At 63.9% G+C, this 16959-nt stretch carries 15 protein-coding genes; 8 read left to right on the top strand and 7 right to left on the bottom strand.

The window, feature by feature from the left end; all coding sequences use genetic code 11:
• Positions 1–15: 15 nt before the first annotated feature.
• From BRAGE_RS0100515 to BRAGE_RS47580, 8 genes are all read left to right on the top strand, one after another.
• Positions 16–1251: an ABC transporter substrate-binding protein gene (locus tag BRAGE_RS0100515; protein ID WP_027564078.1), complete on the top strand. Its 1236-nt coding sequence runs from the start codon at positions 16–18 to the stop codon at positions 1249–1251.
• A 35-nt stretch (positions 1252–1286) separates the two neighbouring features.
• Positions 1287–2525 (top strand): ABC transporter substrate-binding protein, encoded by a 1239-nt coding sequence (locus BRAGE_RS0100510; RefSeq protein WP_027564077.1) that lies wholly within the window; start codon positions 1287–1289, stop codon positions 2523–2525.
• A gap of 39 nt (positions 2526–2564) precedes the next feature.
• Positions 2565–2945: a carboxymuconolactone decarboxylase family protein gene (locus BRAGE_RS0100505; RefSeq protein ID WP_027564076.1), complete on the top strand. Its 381-nt coding sequence runs from the start codon at positions 2565–2567 to the stop codon at positions 2943–2945.
• Between the two features lie 7 nt (positions 2946–2952).
• Entirely contained in the window at positions 2953–3732 is a 780-nt protein-coding gene (locus tag BRAGE_RS0100500) for an SDR family oxidoreductase (protein ID WP_231164110.1), read from the top strand.
• Positions 3733–3756: 24 nt separating this feature from the next.
• The gene (locus BRAGE_RS0100495; RefSeq protein ID WP_027564074.1) at positions 3757–4497 is read left to right on the top strand and encodes an SDR family oxidoreductase; all 741 of its coding nucleotides are present in this window, start codon (positions 3757–3759) and stop codon (positions 4495–4497) included.
• 23 nt (positions 4498–4520) lie between these two features.
• Complete coding sequence (locus BRAGE_RS0100490; protein ID WP_051377659.1) at positions 4521–5237, top strand: GntR family transcriptional regulator; 717 nt, start codon at positions 4521–4523, stop codon at positions 5235–5237.
• A gap of 23 nt (positions 5238–5260) precedes the next feature.
• Positions 5261–6235, top strand: a complete 975-nt coding sequence (locus BRAGE_RS0100485) for a tripartite tricarboxylate transporter substrate-binding protein (RefSeq protein WP_027564072.1) — start codon at positions 5261–5263, stop codon at positions 6233–6235.
• Positions 6236–7623: 1388 nt separating this feature from the next.
• The gene (locus BRAGE_RS47580) at positions 7624–10182 is read left to right on the top strand and encodes an arylsulfatase (protein ID WP_084334945.1); all 2559 of its coding nucleotides are present in this window, start codon (positions 7624–7626) and stop codon (positions 10180–10182) included.
• A 740-nt stretch (positions 10183–10922) separates the two neighbouring features.
• Here BRAGE_RS47580 and BRAGE_RS0100470 read toward each other — a convergent pair.
• Genes BRAGE_RS0100470 through BRAGE_RS0100440 form a run of 7 tightly spaced genes read right to left on the bottom strand, consistent with a single transcriptional unit; the run spans position 10923 to position 16905 of the window.
• On the bottom strand, positions 10923–11861 hold the full coding sequence (locus tag BRAGE_RS0100470) for an SMP-30/gluconolactonase/LRE family protein (RefSeq protein WP_027564071.1): 939 nt from the start codon (positions 11859–11861) through the stop codon (positions 10923–10925).
• 12 nt (positions 11862–11873) lie between these two features.
• On the bottom strand, positions 11874–12611 hold the full coding sequence (locus BRAGE_RS0100465) for an ABC transporter ATP-binding protein (RefSeq protein WP_027564070.1): 738 nt from the start codon (positions 12609–12611) through the stop codon (positions 11874–11876).
• On the bottom strand, positions 12604–13389 hold the full coding sequence (locus BRAGE_RS0100460) for an ABC transporter ATP-binding protein (protein WP_027564069.1): 786 nt from the start codon (positions 13387–13389) through the stop codon (positions 12604–12606). The genes BRAGE_RS0100465 and BRAGE_RS0100460 overlap by 8 nt, the downstream gene beginning before the upstream one ends.
• Positions 13386–14360, bottom strand: coding sequence for a branched-chain amino acid ABC transporter permease (locus tag BRAGE_RS0100455; RefSeq protein WP_231164111.1), 975 nt, complete (start codon positions 14358–14360; stop codon positions 13386–13388). The genes BRAGE_RS0100460 and BRAGE_RS0100455 overlap by 4 nt, the downstream gene beginning before the upstream one ends.
• Positions 14353–15249 carry a branched-chain amino acid ABC transporter permease gene (locus tag BRAGE_RS0100450; protein WP_027564067.1) on the bottom strand — a complete coding sequence of 299 codons (897 nt, stop codon included), beginning with the start codon at positions 15247–15249 and terminating at the stop codon, positions 14353–14355. The genes BRAGE_RS0100455 and BRAGE_RS0100450 overlap by 8 nt, the downstream gene beginning before the upstream one ends.
• Positions 15246–16151, bottom strand: coding sequence for an NAD(P)-dependent oxidoreductase (locus BRAGE_RS47575; RefSeq protein ID WP_035729227.1), 906 nt, complete (start codon positions 16149–16151; stop codon positions 15246–15248). Before BRAGE_RS47575 ends, BRAGE_RS0100450 begins: the two co-directional genes overlap by 4 nt.
• Before the next feature lie 4 nt (positions 16152–16155).
• Positions 16156–16905, bottom strand: a complete 750-nt coding sequence (locus BRAGE_RS0100440; protein WP_027564066.1) for an SDR family NAD(P)-dependent oxidoreductase — start codon at positions 16903–16905, stop codon at positions 16156–16158.
• Positions 16906–16959: the final 54 nt, after the last annotated feature.

The following is a 16959-nucleotide window of genomic DNA, read 5'->3' as shown; positions in this document are numbered from 1 at the left end:
AAGGGAGAGAACACAATGAACAAGACAGCGAAGGGACTTTCGCGCCGGACCGTGCTGTCCGGGGCCGCCGCCGTCAGCCTTGCCGGCGTGGCACGCGCGCAAGGACCCGCCGAAGTGAAGGTCGGGCTGATCGTTCCGCTCTCGGGCATCTACACCCGCCCCGGCCAGGTGATGAAGATGGGCGCCGAGATGGGCATCGAGCACATCAACGCGCAAGGCGGCATCAAGACGCTCGGCGGCGCCAAGCTGAAGCTGGTCGTGATCGATTGCGGCGACACCACCGAGAAGGCCAAGAACGCGGCACAGCGCATGGTCGCGCAGGAGCCGGATCTCGTCGCCGCTACCGGCTCCTATCTCTCGTCCTTCACGCTTGCGGTCACTGAGGTCACCGAGCGTGCCGAACTGCCGATGCTGACGCTCTCTTATTCGGACCTTTTGACCGACCGGGGCTTCAAATACATCTTTCAGACCGCCGCGACCGCGAGCCGTCAATCCGAGCTGGGCCTGCCGACATTGATGAAGCTCGCCGAGAAAGCGTCCGGCAAAAGGCCGAAGACCGTGGCGATGCTGATGGACAACACCGCAACCTCGGTCGCCACCGCCAAGGCGCTGAAGGAGAGACTGTTCGCGCAGGAGGGCCTCCAGCTCGTCGTCGAAGAAGTCTGGACCCCACCCCTCTCGGATGCGACGCCGCTGATCCAGAAGGTTCGTTCGGCCAAGCCCGACCTGCTGCTGTTCATGCCGAACGCGGTGTCGGACGCCAAGCTCGGGCTGGAGAAGATCAGCGAGTTCGGCCTCGGCCAGGGCAAGATCCCGACCGTGTCCTTCAGCATCACCATCGCCGAGCCCGACATGCTCCAGAGCGTGAGCCCGGAGATCGTACAGGGCATCATGACCATTGTCGCCAGCTGGGGCGCGAAGGGTCACGAAGCGCTGATCGCCGAGCTCAAGGCCAAGTACAAGGAGCCTTGGGCGACGCAGAACGTCATCTCGACCTATGGCGACATGTGGGTGATGAAGGAAGCGCTTGAGAAGGCCGGCAAGGCCGACCGCAATGCAGTCGCACAGGCCTTGCGGACTCTGGATGCCGGAGATTCGAAATATTATCCGGGCGGCCAGCTCAAATTCGACGAGAAGGGCCGCCGCGTCGGCGCCGGCGTCGTCATCGTGCAATGGCAATCGGGCGTGCCGGTCACCGTTTATCCGCCCGAGCTCGCGCAGGCAGAGCCGTTCTGGCCGAAGAAATCCTAACAGCGTCGCGCGACTTTTCAGGGAGGAGAATTGTCATGACTGCAAAGAGCAAGTTCACGATATCGCGGCGAACATTGCTTGCCGGCGCCTCCGGCACGCTGATCGCATCCCGCGCCGGCTGGGCGCAGCAGCCTTCTGAAGTGAAGGTCGGCCTGCTGGTGCCGATCTCCGGGCTCTATGCCCGTCCGGGCACGGTGATGCGCGAAGGCGCCGAGATGGCGATCGACCACATCAACGCCCAAGGCGGCATCAAGGCGCTCGGCGGCGCCAAGCTGAAGCTCGTCGTGCTCGATTCCGGCGACACCACGGAAAAGGCCAAGAACGCGGCCCAGCGCATGGTGGCGCAGGAGACCGATCTGGTTGCGGCCAGCGGCGCCTATTTGTCTTCGTTCACCCTCGCGGTGACCGAGGTGACCGAGCGCGCCAATCTGCCCATGCTCACCCTCTCCTACTCCGATCTCATCACCGAGCGCGGCTTCAAATACGTGTTCCAGACCGCGGCCACCGCGGGTTCGCAGGCGAAGCAGGCGTTGCCGCAGCTGATCAAGCTGGCGGACACGGCCTCCGGCAAGCGGCCGAAGACGGTCGCGATCCTGACCGACAACACGGGCGCCTCGATCGCCTCCGCAAAGGCGATGCGCGAAGGTCTGCTGTTGGAAAACCAGCTGCAACTGATCGTCGACGAGACGTTCACGCCGCCCTTGGCGGACGCGACGTCGCTGGTGCAGAAGATCCGCTCGGCGAAACCCGATCTGCTGTTCTTCCTGCCGACGGTGATCTCGGACGCAAAGCTGCTGCTCGAGAAGATGAACGAGTTCGGCCTCGGCCAAGGAAAGGTTCCGACGATCTCGTTCGGCATCGCGATCGCCGAGCCGGACATGCTGCAGACCGTCAGCCCCGAACTGCTTCAGGGCGTCTTGACGTGCGTCGCGAGCTGGGGCGCCAAGGGACATGAGGCGCTGATCGCCGAATTGAAGACCCGCTACAAGGAGCCGTGGATGACGCAGAACGCGATCTCCACCTATGGCGACATGTGGGTGATCAAGGACGCGCTGGAGAAGGCCGGCAAGGCTGACCGCGTCGCCGTCGGCGAGGCGCTGCGCACGATGGATGGCGGTCCCTCCAAATATTACCCGCTGGGCGAGATCAAGTTCGACGAGAAGGGCCGCCGGGTCGGCGCCGGCATGACCATCGTGCAGTGGCAGTCCGGCGTGCCGGTGACGGTATTCCCGCCCGAGCTCGCGCTGGCAAAGCCGTTCTGGCCCAAGAACTGACCTGAGTGCTGACGACACCAACAAGAAACGGAGAGCAACATGGACAAGGCGACCTACGACCGCGGCCTCGAAATCCGCAAGAGCGTGCTCGGCAGCGAGTTCGTCGACAAGGCGATCGCGTCCGCCGACGAGTTCAACCGCCCGATGCAGGACCTCACCACGGAATATTGCTGGGGCTACGTCTGGGGCCGCGAGGGCCTGACACGCAAGACCCGCAGCTTCCTGAACCTGGCGATGCTCTGCGCGCTCAATCGCCCGCACGAGCTGAAGACGCATGTCCGCGGCGCGCTCGCCAACGGCGCCAGCAAGGAGGAAATCCGCGAGGTGTTCATGCAGGTCGCGATCTATTGCGGCGTGCCCGCGGGCGTGGATGCGTTCCGCAACGCCAAGGAAGTCTTCGCAGAGCTCGACAAGAAATAGCGGAGCGATGGCTGTGATGAAGGGCAAATGGGCACTCGTGACCGGCGCGACCGCAGGCCTCGGACGGGCCATGGCGGACGGCCTTGCCGGCGCGGGCGCCAACATCGTCCTTCACGATCTCATCGCGCCGAAGCAGGCCGCGGACGAACTGCGCGACCGCTTCGGCGTGGAGGTTATCGCGGCTGGCGCCGATCTCGCCCAGCGCGAGGCGATCGAGACCATGATGGCCGATTTGCTCGACCGCTGCGGCGCCATCGATATTCTCGTCAACAACGCCGTCATCAGGCATTTCTCTGCCATCGAGCAGTTTCCGCCCGAGAAATGGGAACAGGCGCTGGCCGTGAACCTGTCGGCACCGTTTCACCTGATACGCCTGGCGCTGCCGGCGATGAAGCAGCGCGGCTTTGGGCGGATCATCAATTTGGGCTCGATCTATTCGAGCCGCGCGGTCGAGGAACGTATCGATTACGTCACCACCAAGACCGCAATCCTGGGTATCACCCGTGCCGTCGCCATGGAGACGGCCCGCAGCGGCATCACCTGCAACACGATCTGCCCCGGCACGCTGCCGACGCCCGCCATTCTCAACAAGATCGCCGGCATTGCCGCGAATAGCGGCCGTCCGGTCGATGACGTCACGCGCGAATATCTCGGCGAGCGCCAGCCGACGCGGCGCTTCATCGGAATGGACGCGGTCGCCGCCATGGTCGTTTTTCTCTGTAGTCCGGCCGCAAACGACATCACCGGAGCCAGCTTGCCCATCGACGGCGGCTGGTCGGTCGCATGAGGACCTTCGAATGGGAGTGCTGCGATGACTGAACAATCGGGCCAGAGCGTCGTGCTGACGGGCGCCGCCGGCGGCATGGGTCGCGCCATCACCAAGGCGCTGCTGGAGAGCGGCCGCCGCGTCGTGCTGGTCGACCGCGATGCCAAGGCGCTGCAGGAACTGGCGACGACGGGCGGGGACGCGGTGTTTCCGATCCAGCTCGACATCAGCGACGCAAAGGCTGTGGACGGCCTGCCGGATGCGATTCCCGGTCATTTCAAGCCGGTCGACGTCCTCATCAACAATGCCGGACACGATATCGGTGGACGGACCCGCTTCGACATCGGCTCCGCCGACGACTGGTCCAACATCATCCAGACCAATCTGATCGGCCTGATGCGGGTTACCCGCGCGATCCTCCCCGGCATGGTCCTGCGCAATGCCGGCCATGTCGTCAACATCAGCTCGATCAACGCCGTCCGTATCGTCCCTGACATGGCCGCCTACAGCACCAGCAAGGCGGGCGTGCACATGTTCACCGAGACCCTCCGGGGTGAGCTCGCGGAAACCGCAATCAGGGTGACCGAGCTCCAGCCCGGCCTGACCCGGACCAATATCATCCTGACCCGCTACCGCGGCGATACGCGGAAGGAAAAGGACTATTTCGACCAGTTCAGGATGGCGCTCGATCCGGCCGATATCGCCCGCTCCATCGTCTTTGCGCTCGACCAGCCGCCCCACGTTCAAATTGCCGAAATGATGATTCTGCCTGTAAACCGGTACTGACTTTTCCCGAACAGGACCCGGACATGGAAAGACGTAGCGAATTGCAGTCGACACTCCGCATCGAGGACGTCCCGACCGTCCGGGCGATGGTCGCGCAAAAGCTGCGCGAGGCGATCATGTCGGGAACGCTGAAACCCGGCCAGCGCCTGGTCGAGCGCGAGCTCTGCGAGATGATGGGCGTCAGCCGCCCGTCGATCCGCGAAGCGCTGCGCGCGCTGGAGGCCGACGGGCTGGTCAATACCGTCCCGCACCGTGGCCCCGTGGTCTCCACGATCAGCCTGGAGGAGGCCCGGCAGCTCTATGCGGCGCGTGCGGTCCTCGAAGGCTTCGCGGGCCGCGAATGCGCCAGGCTGCATGACCCCGAAGTGGCACGCCGGATCGGGGAGGCCCTGACGCGGCTGAAGGCGGCCGCGGCCAAGCAGGATCTGGTCGGCTGCCTGGAAGCCAAGACCGATTTCTACGCCGCGCTGATCGCCGGCTGCCGCAATGCGTTTATCGAGCGCATGCTCAAGCCGCTCCACGACCGCATCCAGCTGTTGCGCATTACGTCGATGTCGCAGCCGAAGCGGATCAACAAGAGCCTGCGCGAGGTCACCGCGATCTGGCGCGCGATCCAGAGCGGCGATGCGGATCTCGCCGAGCGCTGCTGTGTCGACCACATCAACGCGGCCGCAGTGGCCGCGCTGGACATGATTGAAAAATCGTCGGCGGCCAAGGAGGCGGCGCCTTCCGACGACTAAAAAACGCCGCCAGGGAGTGTTCGATGACGTATCTCGTACGATCGCTGATCCTGTTTCTCCTATTCTCCCCTTGCGGCACCGCGATCGCGGACGACTACCCTTCCCGCCCGGTCACGATGATCGTGCCGTTCTCGGCTGGCGGTCCTGGCGACGTCATCGCGCGCATCCTCGGCAACGCCATGAGTGCGACGCTGAAACAGTCCATCGTCATCGAGAATGTCGTCGGCGCCGGCGGTACGCTGGGTACCAACCGCGTCGCCAAGGCCGCGCCCGATGGCTATACGCTGCTGCTCATGCATGTCGGCCAGGCCACAGCGCCCGCGCTCTACGCAAAATTGCCGTTCGACCCGGTCGGCGACTTCGCCATGATCGGGCTCGTGACCGACGTGCCAATGATTCTGGTGGCCCGGCCGAACTTTCCGGCCAAGGATTTGAGCGAGATGATCGCACGCATCCGCGGCGAGGGCGACAAGATGACCTTCGGCAATGTCGGCCTCGGCTCGGCCTCGCAGCTCTGCGGCCTGATGTTCATGAGCGCCACCAATACAAAGCTCTCGCAGATCTATTACAAGGGGGGCGGACCAGCGCTGAACGACGTCATCGCCGGCCATATCGATGTCTATTGCGATCCCGCGACCGGACCGACGCCGTATATCCAGTCAAAGACGATCAAGGGCTACGCGATCACCAGCAAAGCGCGTGTCGCGACCCTGCCTGACGTGCCGACCTCGGCAGAGGCCGGCGTTCCCGAATTCGACGTCACGACCTGGTACGGTCTCTACGCCCCGCGCGGCACACCGAAGCCGGTGGTCGACCATCTCGTCGGCGCGCTGCAGACGGCACTGAAGGATCCTGCACTGATCAGCCGCTTTGCCGAACTCAGCATGGCGCCGGTCGAATCCAACCGCGCAACGCCGGAAGCCCTTGAAGCCTTCTTGAAATCTGAGATTGGCAAGTGGGGGCGGATTATCAAGGCGGCAGGAATCGAGCCGCAGTAGGCGTGTTGGCGTCGTCGAGGCGATCGCGCGACAGCAGACTCTTTTCAAGCGGCAGACACTTTCAAACAGCAGACACGCCTTCGCGCTCTCGCGGCCCAATCCGCTCGAGCTTTGCTTCATCGCTCCACCCTCGAAGCCAAGAGGGCGCAGGGAAGACCGGGTGCTGACCTCGCACCCGCGGTCCGCTGCGCGAAGATGGTGCGCAAGAGAACCGCACAGCAGCATACAGGTGGAGCCAATCACTCGGCCCTCCCTGCGCAATGGTTGGACGGCTTATGCCGTGCTCTCCCGGGAGCCGAGTTCCCTTTGGCCTCCCTCACTCCCGCGGAAGTCGCCGGCACCGCGCCGGTTGACGCAAATGCCGCATCCGCAAGAGCTTGACCGTAGCAACGACGGCCAGGACCACACGTCTATATTTTGGATCTTGGTGAAACACCGTGAAACTACAAAAACCCTTTAAAACAAGTGCGTTATGCGTAGGCTTGTTTCGGGCTGTTCCTGCGGAGTTCGCCAAATCTAGGGCGGGGACCTAAACGCTTCAGCGTCCGCACGACAAACTGAAAGCTCAAATCCCGGCCCTTTGGTCTCAAGCGTAGGAGCCGAAACCACATGGAGACTACCATTGCCGCTGCCCCCTCGGGCAAGCGGGGCCGCAAGAGCAGCGTCATCCTGACCGACCGCATGTGCGCCCGCCCCCTTTATGCCCAGCCTAAGATTGCACACAACGGTTGGGTGATACAGTAGCCACTCACATCTCAGCGATCCTCCGTCCGGGATCCCCCTGGGGGCCGGACCCTTCGCGGGGTACACGCGACCGCCCGCCTTCGGCATATTTGCAATTTCCGCTTTTCGGGTTTCGTATGCTGAATTCGTTTTTGAGGTTCACGCGAGATGCGGCGCACTGATCTGACTGAGGCAACGTTGGAAGGCTGGGCGCGGCTCGACGCTGCGCAGCACGAGAGATTTTTCCAGGCGTCCCTGGCGGCGGCCCGCGGCTCGACAGGCTTGAGCTGCGAGCTTGGCTTCGCGGCGTCTCAAAAATCCGCCGCTCGCCCCTCCGTTCGATCCAGCTCGCTTGATGTTGGGGGTTGCCGACATCAACCTGGGGACCGCGCGCGAACCTGCCGCCGGGCCGGACAGGGACGGGGGCGATGGCAGCTCGGACAACCGCCATGGCTATTAGCCCAAGGCAGTGAACTCACTTCCGGTTTCGGCGGCATAGTGGTCCGTGCCCAGACTTACCGCTGGCCAACCCCGTCGCGAATGACCCGAAGGCGACGTTTCGGACCTGTGGGCATCGTCTTGATTTAGATCAACAGAAGCGTTGCGGCGTTGTGTCTGGGGTAGGCGTGCAGAGAGTTCTGACATCCGCTAGAGGGGAGGCTCGAATGACCCGTGCCCGCCAGGATGACGATAACTCAAAGCCAGAAAGCCGCTTACTAGACCGCCGCAAATGGCTGCTTTGCGGTACCACGCTCAGCGCCGCTTGTTTGCTGTGCACGCTGGGAACGACCAGTCTCGCGCAACAAACCACTGGCACGCCGGGCTCACCGGGGGCCACCACGACGATAGATGGAAAGTATCTTCCGCCGCCGCCACCGAAGTTCGGCGGCGACATCAACCTTCAAGCCAGCCAGTCCAAACCGTATTGGCCCGCGCGCGTGGTGCCGCCAAAGGGCGCACCCAACGTGCTCCTCATCATGACTGACGACCAGGGCTACGGAGTATCGGGGACGTTTGGCGGCGTCATTCCGACACCTGCGATGGATCGCATTGCGCAGATGGGCGTGCGCTACACCCAATTCCACTCCACGGCCCTTTGCTCGCCGACACGGGCAGCGCTGATTACCGGCCGCAACCACCACTCGGTAGGCTTCGGCACCATCTCGGAGCAAGCGACCGGCTATCCGGGCTACGACAGCGTCATCGGACCGGAGAACGCCACCATTGGCACGATCCTGAAGCAGAACGGCTACGCCACGTCATGGTTCGGCAAGAACCACAACACGCCGAGTTATCAGTACAGCGCGGCCGGTCCCTTCGACCAATGGCCCATCGGCATGGGCTTTGACTACTTCTACGGCTTCATGGGCGGCGAGACCGACCAGTGGACGCCATACCTGTTCCGCAACACCACCCAGGTTTTCCCCTGGGTCGGAAACCCCGGCTACAATCTGACGACGGACATGGCGGACGATGCGATCGCCCACCTGCGACAGCTCAATGCGGCGGCACCGGATCAGCCGTTCTTCCTCTATTACGTGCCCGGCGGCACCCATTCGCCGCATCAGCCGACCAAGGAATGGATCGACAAGTTCAAGGGCAAGTTCGACATGGGCTGGAACGCCCTGCGCGACCAGATTTTCGCCAATCAAAAGCGCCTTGGCGTGATCCCCGCGAACACGCAGCTCACAGCCTGGCCGGACGACCTGCAGAAATGGGAGGCTTTGACGGCCGATGAGAAGAAGCTGTTCGCGAAGCAAGCCGAGGTGTTCGCCGCTTATGTCGCCTACACCGACCACGAGATCGGGCGCGTGATCCAGGAAGTTCAGGATGAAGGCAAGCTCGACGACACGCTGATCATCTACATCAGCGGTGACAATGGCACGAGTCCGGAAGGCACCGCGCGCGGGACTCCGAATCAATACACCGCTTACAACGGCATATTGGATCTTCCGATCGCCGAGCAGTTAAAGGCGTATGACGCTTGGGGCTCGGCCGCGACCTATCCGCACATGGCGGTGGCCTGGTCATGGGCCTTCGACACACCATTCAAGTGGACGAAGGAGGTCGCGTCGCACTTCGGTGGCACCCGCCAGGGCATGGCGATCTGCTGGCCGAACCGCATCAAGGATGCAGGCGGCATCCGCACCCAGTTCCACCACATGATCGACATCGTACCGACCATCCTTGAGGGAACCGGCATTCCGGCGCCGCTGATGGTCAACGGCATCGCGCAGAAGCCGATTGAAGGTGTCAGCATGACCTACACCTTCGACAAGTCGAGCGCCAACGTGCCGTCCGCGCGAACGACGCAGTATTTCGAGATGTGGGGTAATCGCGCCATCTATCACGACGGCTGGATCGCGGCGACAACGCCACCTGCGCCGCCCTGGCTCATGGGCACCGCCAAGCTGCCCGAGGACGTGGTCAACGGCTACAAGTGGGAGCTCTACAACATCGCCGAGGACTACTCGGAGAACAACGACCTCGCGGCGAAAATGCCGGACAAGCTCCGCGAGTTGCAGGAGTTGTTCATCGTGGAAGCGACGAAGTACAATGTGTTTCCGCTGGACAACTCGGTCCTTTCGCGCGTCATAGCACCAAGGCCAAGCGCGACCGCCGGTCGGAATACTTTCACCTACTCGGGTGAGTTGTCGGGTATCCCCACAAGCGATGCACCAAGCATTCTGAACAGGTCCTTTACGATCACTGCGGAGCTCGACATTCCAGGCGCGGGGGGCACCGTTGGGAGTACGGGCTCACAGGACGGCAGCGAAGGGATGATCGTCACCCTCGGCGGCCGTTTCGGTGGCTATGGCTTGTATCTGCTCAAGGGCAAGCCGGTTTTCGTCTATAACTTGGCCGACCTCGAACGCTTCCGCTGGGAAGGCAAGGAGGCGCTCACGCCGGGCAAGCACACCATCGTGTTCGATTTCAAATACGATGGACCCGGTTTCGGCAAGGGCGGCACGGGCGTCCTGAAGGTGGACGACAGGGAGGCTGCGACCAGCAAAGTCCCGCACACCCTTCCATTCATCATGTCAATTGACGAAACCTTCGACGTGGGTGTCGATACCCGTACCCCGGTTGACGACAAGGACTATCAGGTCCCCTTCCGCTTCGGCGGCAAGCTCGACAAGCTCACCTTCAAGGTCGGGCCCGTGCAGCTCAGCAGCGAGGAGCATCAGGTCACTCGGCACGCGCGCGCTGGCGCGAACAACTAATGCCACGGCAAATCCGGCCTTGCGTCCTTTCCTCGGGGCCCGGCCGGACGTTTGACGTGCCGGTATCCAAGCGAAATCCGTCGAACATCAGTGGCGCATCATTTCGGGGCACTGAGCAGGAAGCGCCAGCGCATACGTGTGAAACTAGGGCCTATTGGGGCCCAGCAGGTTCGGACGGTGCCTCTCGCCAGTCCGGCAACAACAGGAATATGCTTTTATCTTAAGGTGCTTACATCGATTTCAACAAGCTAAAAAAATCGGTTGCAGCAAGGACCACACGGTTTTGCCGTACGCACGGCTCGCTTGTTCACCGCAGTTTTCCCAGCCCTGTCGACAGAGCCGGAAACTTACAGGCGAGACGAACCTGTCAGCGCCGTTCGTCACGCGCGGTTTCGGGCTCACGGAGAGCAATCCGCCCTGCCCTCAACCCCTCGCGCCCGACGCTGCCGCGTCCACCGCAACCCCCGCTCGCGAAACGTGACGACCTCACGATCGCCCCTCAAGGATGAGCCGGGATGGGCGACACATACGATATTTCCGAATTTCGGTAAAGTGGAATATTCTTGTGGAGAGGGGTTGACGGGGTAAGAGGTGTGTTGCCCGACGGGCATCAGACTAGAATCCCCCTCGCCCTCTTGACGAGAGCGAGAAAAGGTCGCCCCCACGCGAATCAAACCTACGATTTCTTATCCAGTCATTTGCATAGGAGGCGGCGGCGTTTGTCGGCGGGGTCGGCGCAGCTATCTGCGCGCGGTTCGAGAATCGTTCAGCGCAAGGCCTGGCCGCGGCCATTCCACGGCGATCAACCGTCCGGTGCCGGAGAGCGTGATGAAGGCAGTGCGCATGTCCGCACCGCCGAAGCAGATGTTGGTGCAATAGACCTCGTCGGCTTCGTGGAATTCCACGAGCTGTCCGTCCGGTGAGAACACGCTGATCCCGCCGCGCACGAGCGTAGCGACACAGATGTTGCCGCCGGCCTCCACTGCGAGCGAATCGAAACGCTGATAGCCGGGCAGGCCATGCAGCAGGCGGCCGCCGTTCGGCGACGGCCATGGCTCCTTCGCAACCTCCCCTTCGCCGATGACCGGATAACTCCAGATCCGGCTGGTTTCAGTTTCCGAGACGTAGAGCGTGCGTCCGTCCGGCGAAAGTCCGACGCCGTTCGGCGTCATGATCGGAAAGATCGCTTCCTTGATCATCGAGCCGTCGGTGCGCGCGTAATAGACCGCGCCGCGGTCCATCAGGCGGCCATAGGTCTTGCCGAGATCGGTGAACCAGAAGCCGCCCTTGGCGTCGAACACGATGTCGTTCGGTCCCTTCAGGCTGATCCCGCCGCAACTGTCGTAGAGGGTCTTGAAGGCGCCGGTGTCGAGGTCGACCTGCTCGATGCGGCCCGTGGTGTAGTCCTCGGCCCGGCCGGTCGGGCGGGCAAAGTTGCTTGCGTCCCTGTGCCAGGAGAAGCCGCCATTGTTGCAGACATAGCATTTGCCGTCCGGGCCGATGGCCGCGCCGTTCGGACCGCCGCCGAGCTTCGCGATCACCTCTTTCTTGCCGGATGGCAGCACCCGCGTCAGCCGGCCGCCCTCGATCTCGACAACGATCACGCTGCCATCGGCGAGCGCAATCGGCCCTTCCGGAAAGGCCAGTCCGTTCGCGATTTCCCTGCCTTCGAGGCGCATGTCATCACTCCCTCATGCCGGTGCCGGCTGGCCCGCACCGAGATAGGCGTCCACGACCTCGGCCCGGCTTGCCGCGGTCGCAAGGTCCGCCGCGCTGCGATGGCCCACGATTGCGCCGTTGCGGACGAAATAGAGCTCGTCGGCCACCTTCATCGTCATGCGGAAATTTTGTTCGACGAGCATGATGGCAAGCCCGGTGTCTTGCTTGATCGTGACGAGTCGCTCGAACACGCGCCGGATCAGAAGCGGCGCCAGCCCGAGCGACGGCTCGTCCAGAAGCAACAGCCGCGGCGCGCTCATCAGGCCGCGGCCGATCGCCAGCATCTGCTGTTCGCCGCCGCTCAGCATCCAGGCCGGCGATTTGAGCCGATTCGCGATCTCCGGGAACAGTTCCAGCATGAGGTCGCGCCGCTGCCGCTGCGTGCGCGCGTCGAGAAAATAGCCGCCGAGCAGGAGATTTTCGGCGACCGTGAGCGAGCCGACGACCTGACGGCCCTCGGGGACATAGACGATGCCGCGCCGGACGCGCTGCCGTGCGGCAAGCGCGCTGATATCTTCACCGGCAAAGCGCATCTCGCCTTCCGCCGGCACCAGGCCCGCGACGGCCTTGAGCACCGAGGACTTCCCCGCGCCGTTGGCGCCCAGCAAAGCGACGACACCTCTCTCGGGTACCGAGAGATCGACGTTTTCGACCGCGCGCGCCGCACCGTAGCTGACGCAGAGACCGCGCGCGGAAAACAGCTCAGTCATCGGCATCGTCTCCGAGATAGACGCGGATCACATCCGGATGCGCGCGAATTTCCACCGGCGTACCGTTCGCGATCATCTTGCCGAAGTTGAGCACGTAGATCTGCTCGCACAGCTCCATGATCAGGTCCATGTCGTGCTCGACGACGAGCAGCACGAGATCGGACCGCATCAGGCGCTTCAGCGCGCGCATCAGGTCGCGCGTCTCGACCGCATTCAGTCCCGCCGCCGGCTCGTCGAGCAGGATTGCCCTGGGCTCGCTGACGATCGCGCGTGCGATCTCGGCGAGGCGCAGCGTTCCCGGCGGCAGATCGGACGGCGTCTCGTGAGCGGCGGAGGCAATGCCGAGTTCGTTCAGCGCCGCCATGGCGCGGCGTTCCGCCTCCTGCTGCTCCATCCGCTGCGCCGGGGTCGGCACGAAGGCGCTGAACCAGCCGGAGCGCCGCTTCAGGGTGAGACCAACCAGAACGTTTTCCAACAGCGACAGATCCGGGCACATCGCCAGGTTCTGGAAGCTACGCGTGATGCCGCACGCGGCGCGCTGTGCCGGGCCGAGGCCATTCAACGGCATGCCGTCAAAGCTGCTGATGCCGCGCTGGCCGTGGTAGAGCCCGGTCAGGCAGTTGAACAGGCTGGTCTTGCCGGCGCCGTTCGGCCCGATCAGGCCGGTGATGACGCCGGGCCGCAACGTCATCGAGACGTCGCTCAATACCTGGAGTCCGCCGAAGCCGAGCGAGATGCCTTCCGCGACGAGCCCGTGACTGCCTGCGGCTTGCATCATCGTCCTCTCCTGCGCGGCCGGAAGCGGCGCAGATCGCCGGCATTGGCTATGAGCGTCACGACGACGAGCGCGACGCCATAGAGGATCGGAACCCAGTCACCAGCCTGGGCGAGATAGGTCGGCACCAGGGTGATGAAGGCGCCGCCAACGAGCGCGGCGGGCAGCGACAGCCTGTTGAGACTGACGACCGAGCCGACCAGCAGGAAGACGCCGCTGAAGAAGGTGAAACTGTTGGGCGAGACGGTCGAGGAGGCAAAGCCGGTCAGCGCGCCGGCAAGCGCGGCCAGCGCTGCACTCAAGGTGAAGATCGAGATCCGCGCCCAGCTTCGCGTGATCCCCATCGCTTCGGCCGCGCGCGGCTGCGCCCGCGCCATCAAGAGCGCTAGGCCCTGCGACGACTTGCGGAAATGCGCGAGCGCAAGGCAGACGAGCACGAGCACGAGCAGCGCGATGTAATAGCGCTGCAGCGCCTTGGGGATGCCGGGGATCAGGTCCTGCGCGATGTAGAGCCCTTCGAAACCGCCGGTGAATTTCTCGAATCCGATCAGGATTTCCGGCAGCGCCAGCGCAAGCGCCATGGTCGAGACCGCGAGGTAGATTCCGGACAGCCGCCGCGAGGGGAATGCAAAGACGAAGCCGGCACCGGCGCCGAGCAAGATCGCCAGCGGCAAGCTCACCACAATCGACAGGCCAAGGCGGTGCTCGACGATCGCCACGGCATAGGCCCCGAGCGCCACGAAGAAGCTGTGCCCGATCGACACCTCGCCGCCGTAGCGCACGAGCAGGCTGACCGAGAGCACGGCCAGCGCGTTCGCAAAACACAGCGACAGGCTGTAGAGCAGGAAGCCGCCGGCGATGATCGGCAGCAGCGACAGGGCCACGACCAGCCCGAGCATGGACAGGCGCACAAGATCGAGGTGACCGCCGCGGGCGGACAGGCCGGCCTTGGACGGGTGCGCGAGATCAGACACGGCCACCGATCGCCCTTTCCAGCAGCCCGTTGGGGAAGAAGTTCAGCGTCAGCAGGATGACGCCGAGCAGGAACGTGTTCATGAACTCCGGCGAGACGTAGAACGAGAACAGGTTCATGGCGATGCCGACCAGGATGCCGCCAACCGCGGCGCCCGGCAGGCTCGAGAAACCACCGACCACGGCCGCCGTGAAAGCCTGCAGCATGAAGGACGGCACGGTCGTCGAGCTCAGGAACGTCGTCGGCACGATCAGCAAGGCGGCGACGAGGCCAAGCACGGCGCCGGCAAGCCAGGAGAACAGGTGAACCGAGCGCAGGTTCAGCCCACAGACCTCGCAGGCGAACGGATTGGTCGACACTGCGCGGAAGGCGACACCGAGCCTGGTGCGCTCGATGATCACGAACAGTCCGCCGACGATCGCAAGCGTGACAGTGAGGACGGCGAGATCGTAGGAGGAGATGCGGATTGCGCCGAGACTGAAGCTGAGGCGTGGCACAGGCAAGTCGAGATTGACGATGTCGGCACCGAAGACGAGCTGCACGGCGCCTTGCAGGATCAGCCCGACCCCAAGGGTTGCGATCGTCGAGGCGAGATCGGACTTGAAGACGATCGGCGCGATCAGGACATAGCTGATCACCGCGACGGCGCAGGCGATGCCGAGCGCCAGCGCCACTGCGCTGCCCCAGGACAGGCTGAGCAGGCTGCCGCTGGAGAAGCCGTAGACCACGAAGGCGCCGAGACAGGCGAGATTGCCGTGCGAGAAATTCACCACGCGCGAGCTCTTGAACACCATGACGAGCCCGAGCGCGCCGACGCCGTAGAGACAGCCGGAGATGATGCCGGACCACAGCAGCGGCAGGATGTCCCTGATGAATCCCGCCACGCTCACGCCTTTGTCTGCCCGTCGTCGGGCACGCCGCCCTGCTCGATGAACTCGATCACGCCCGGGAAATAGCGCCCCGAGAGCCCGTGCCGGCACGCAGCGTCGTAGTAGCGGCGCGCAAGCTCGGCGACGCCAGGGCGAACGCCGGTATCGGCGGCGAGCTGGAGCACGTAGTCGAGATCCTTCAGCACGTATTCGGGCGGGAACGCCTTGTCCGGGAAATTGCGCGGCAGCATCGCCTTGGTGCCGTGATTGCGCAGCACGAAACTGTCGCCCGAACCTTTCGACACCGCGCTCAGCAGTGTCTCGGGTTTCACGCCGGCACGTTCGCCGACCACCATCATCTCGGCCAGCGCCAGCGTATGCTCGAACACCAGCGCGTTGTTGATCAGCTTGACGACCTGGCCGCAGCCGACCTCGCCGCAATGCGTGACATCGGACCCCATGTAGTCGAGCAGCGGCTTGACCTTCGCGAACACCGCCGCGTCCGCGCCGACCATGATGCTGAGCTCGCCGCGCTGCGCGGCCTCACGCGTGCGCGCCACAGGCGCGTCGGCGAAGTGGAAGCCTTTCGCTTTCAGCCGTTCGGCGACGCTGCGCGCCAGCGCGACGGGCGTGGTGCTGAGATCGACAATCGTCGTGCCCGACCGCGCGGCCTGCGCGATCGCGGTCGAGACTGCTTCCACCTGCGGCCCGCCGGGCAGCGACAGAAAGATCACGTCGGCGGTGGCAGCGAGTGCCTCGAGTGAAGCGGCCGCCTCCGCCTTGGTGTCGGACAGCGCCGAAACGGCCGCCGGATCGCGATCCAGCATCAGCACGCGGCCGGCATGCTTCTTCGCCGTATTGCGGCACATCGGCCCGCCCATGACGCCGAGGCCGATGAAACCGATGGTCTCTGCTGCGCTCATGGCATCAATCCATCAACATGCCGCCGTTGACGTCGAGCACCGTGCCGGTGATCCAGTTCGACGCCGGCGAGCAGAGGAAGAGAATGCTCTGCGCGATGTCCTCGGGCTGGCCGAACCGTCCCAGCGGCACGTTGCCGTTCGCCGACGGCGCGGCGCGATCGGTGACGGTGGCCCACATCGGCGTCTCGACCGGGCCGGGTGCGATAATGTTGGCGTAGACGCCCTTGGCCGCGCCGTTCTTGGCGACCCATTTCATCAGGCCATGCACGGCGGATTTCGCCGCGACATAGGCGGGCCCCGAAGCGACGCCGCCGATCTTGGCGGCGATCGAGCCGAGCGCCACGATCTTGCCGAAGCCGCGCTCGGCCATGACGGGATAGAGCTTGCGGACAGGATTGACCGTGCCCATCAGGTTGACGGCGAGGATCTTCTCCCACTCCTCGTCGGTCGATTGCGGCAGCGGCGTGTTGGCGATCGTGCCGGCACAGAGCACGAGGATGTCGATCTTGCCGCGTGCCTTCAGCTCGTCGTCGATCAGCTTCTCGGTCGCCACACGATCCGTCACGTCGCAGCGGCGATAGCTGGCCTTTGCGGGAAACTTGCCGCCGTCTTCGACAATATCGGTGGCGATAACGTCGGCACCGGCTTCACAGAACGCGGCGACCACGGCGCGGCCGATGCCGCCGGCAGCTCCGGTGATGAGGGCAGTTTGTCCGTCGAGGCGCGAGGGGCCGCTCAGGGGCGATCCAGCCATGTCGTAGATTCCTTGTTCTTCTTCAGTTTTCTTGTTGGCGTCGGCAATTAACAT

The sequence above is a fragment of the Bradyrhizobium genosp. SA-4 str. CB756 genome (assembly GCF_000473125.1).
In the GTDB taxonomy this organism is placed as follows: Bacteria; Pseudomonadota; Alphaproteobacteria; order Rhizobiales; family Xanthobacteraceae; genus Bradyrhizobium; species Bradyrhizobium arachidis.
Note: the sequence above shows the minus strand (reverse complement) of the source record. Positions and strands in the feature narration are given on the sequence as shown.

What these genes read in the sequence shown, in the direction of transcription:
- BRAGE_RS0100515 (WP_027564078.1), top strand. Translation starts at nt 16, where the DNA reads ATGAACAAGACAGCGAAGGGACTTTCGCGCCGGACCGTGCTGTCCGGG.
- BRAGE_RS0100510 (WP_027564077.1), top strand. Translation starts at nt 1,287, where the DNA reads ATGACTGCAAAGAGCAAGTTCACGATATCGCGGCGAACATTGCTTGCC.
- BRAGE_RS0100505 (WP_027564076.1), top strand. Translation starts at nt 2,565, where the DNA reads ATGGACAAGGCGACCTACGACCGCGGCCTCGAAATCCGCAAGAGCGTG.
- BRAGE_RS0100500 (WP_231164110.1), top strand. Translation starts at nt 2,953, where the DNA reads ATGGCTGTGATGAAGGGCAAATGGGCACTCGTGACCGGCGCGACCGCA.
- BRAGE_RS0100495 (WP_027564074.1), top strand. Translation starts at nt 3,757, where the DNA reads ATGACTGAACAATCGGGCCAGAGCGTCGTGCTGACGGGCGCCGCCGGC.
- BRAGE_RS0100490 (WP_051377659.1), top strand. Translation starts at nt 4,521, where the DNA reads ATGGAAAGACGTAGCGAATTGCAGTCGACACTCCGCATCGAGGACGTC.
- BRAGE_RS0100485 (WP_027564072.1), top strand. Translation starts at nt 5,261, where the DNA reads ATGACGTATCTCGTACGATCGCTGATCCTGTTTCTCCTATTCTCCCCT.
- BRAGE_RS47580 (WP_084334945.1), top strand. Translation starts at nt 7,624, where the DNA reads ATGACCCGTGCCCGCCAGGATGACGATAACTCAAAGCCAGAAAGCCGC.
- BRAGE_RS0100470 (WP_027564071.1), bottom strand. Translation starts at nt 11,861, where the DNA reads ATGCGCCTCGAAGGCAGGGAAATCGCGAACGGACTGGCCTTTCCGGAA.
- BRAGE_RS0100465 (WP_027564070.1), bottom strand. Translation starts at nt 12,611, where the DNA reads ATGACTGAGCTGTTTTCCGCGCGCGGTCTCTGCGTCAGCTACGGTGCG.
- BRAGE_RS0100460 (WP_027564069.1), bottom strand. Translation starts at nt 13,389, where the DNA reads ATGATGCAAGCCGCAGGCAGTCACGGGCTCGTCGCGGAAGGCATCTCG.
- BRAGE_RS47575 (WP_035729227.1), bottom strand. Translation starts at nt 16,151, where the DNA reads ATGAGCGCAGCAGAGACCATCGGTTTCATCGGCCTCGGCGTCATGGGC.
- BRAGE_RS0100440 (WP_027564066.1), bottom strand. Translation starts at nt 16,905, where the DNA reads ATGGCTGGATCGCCCCTGAGCGGCCCCTCGCGCCTCGACGGACAAACT.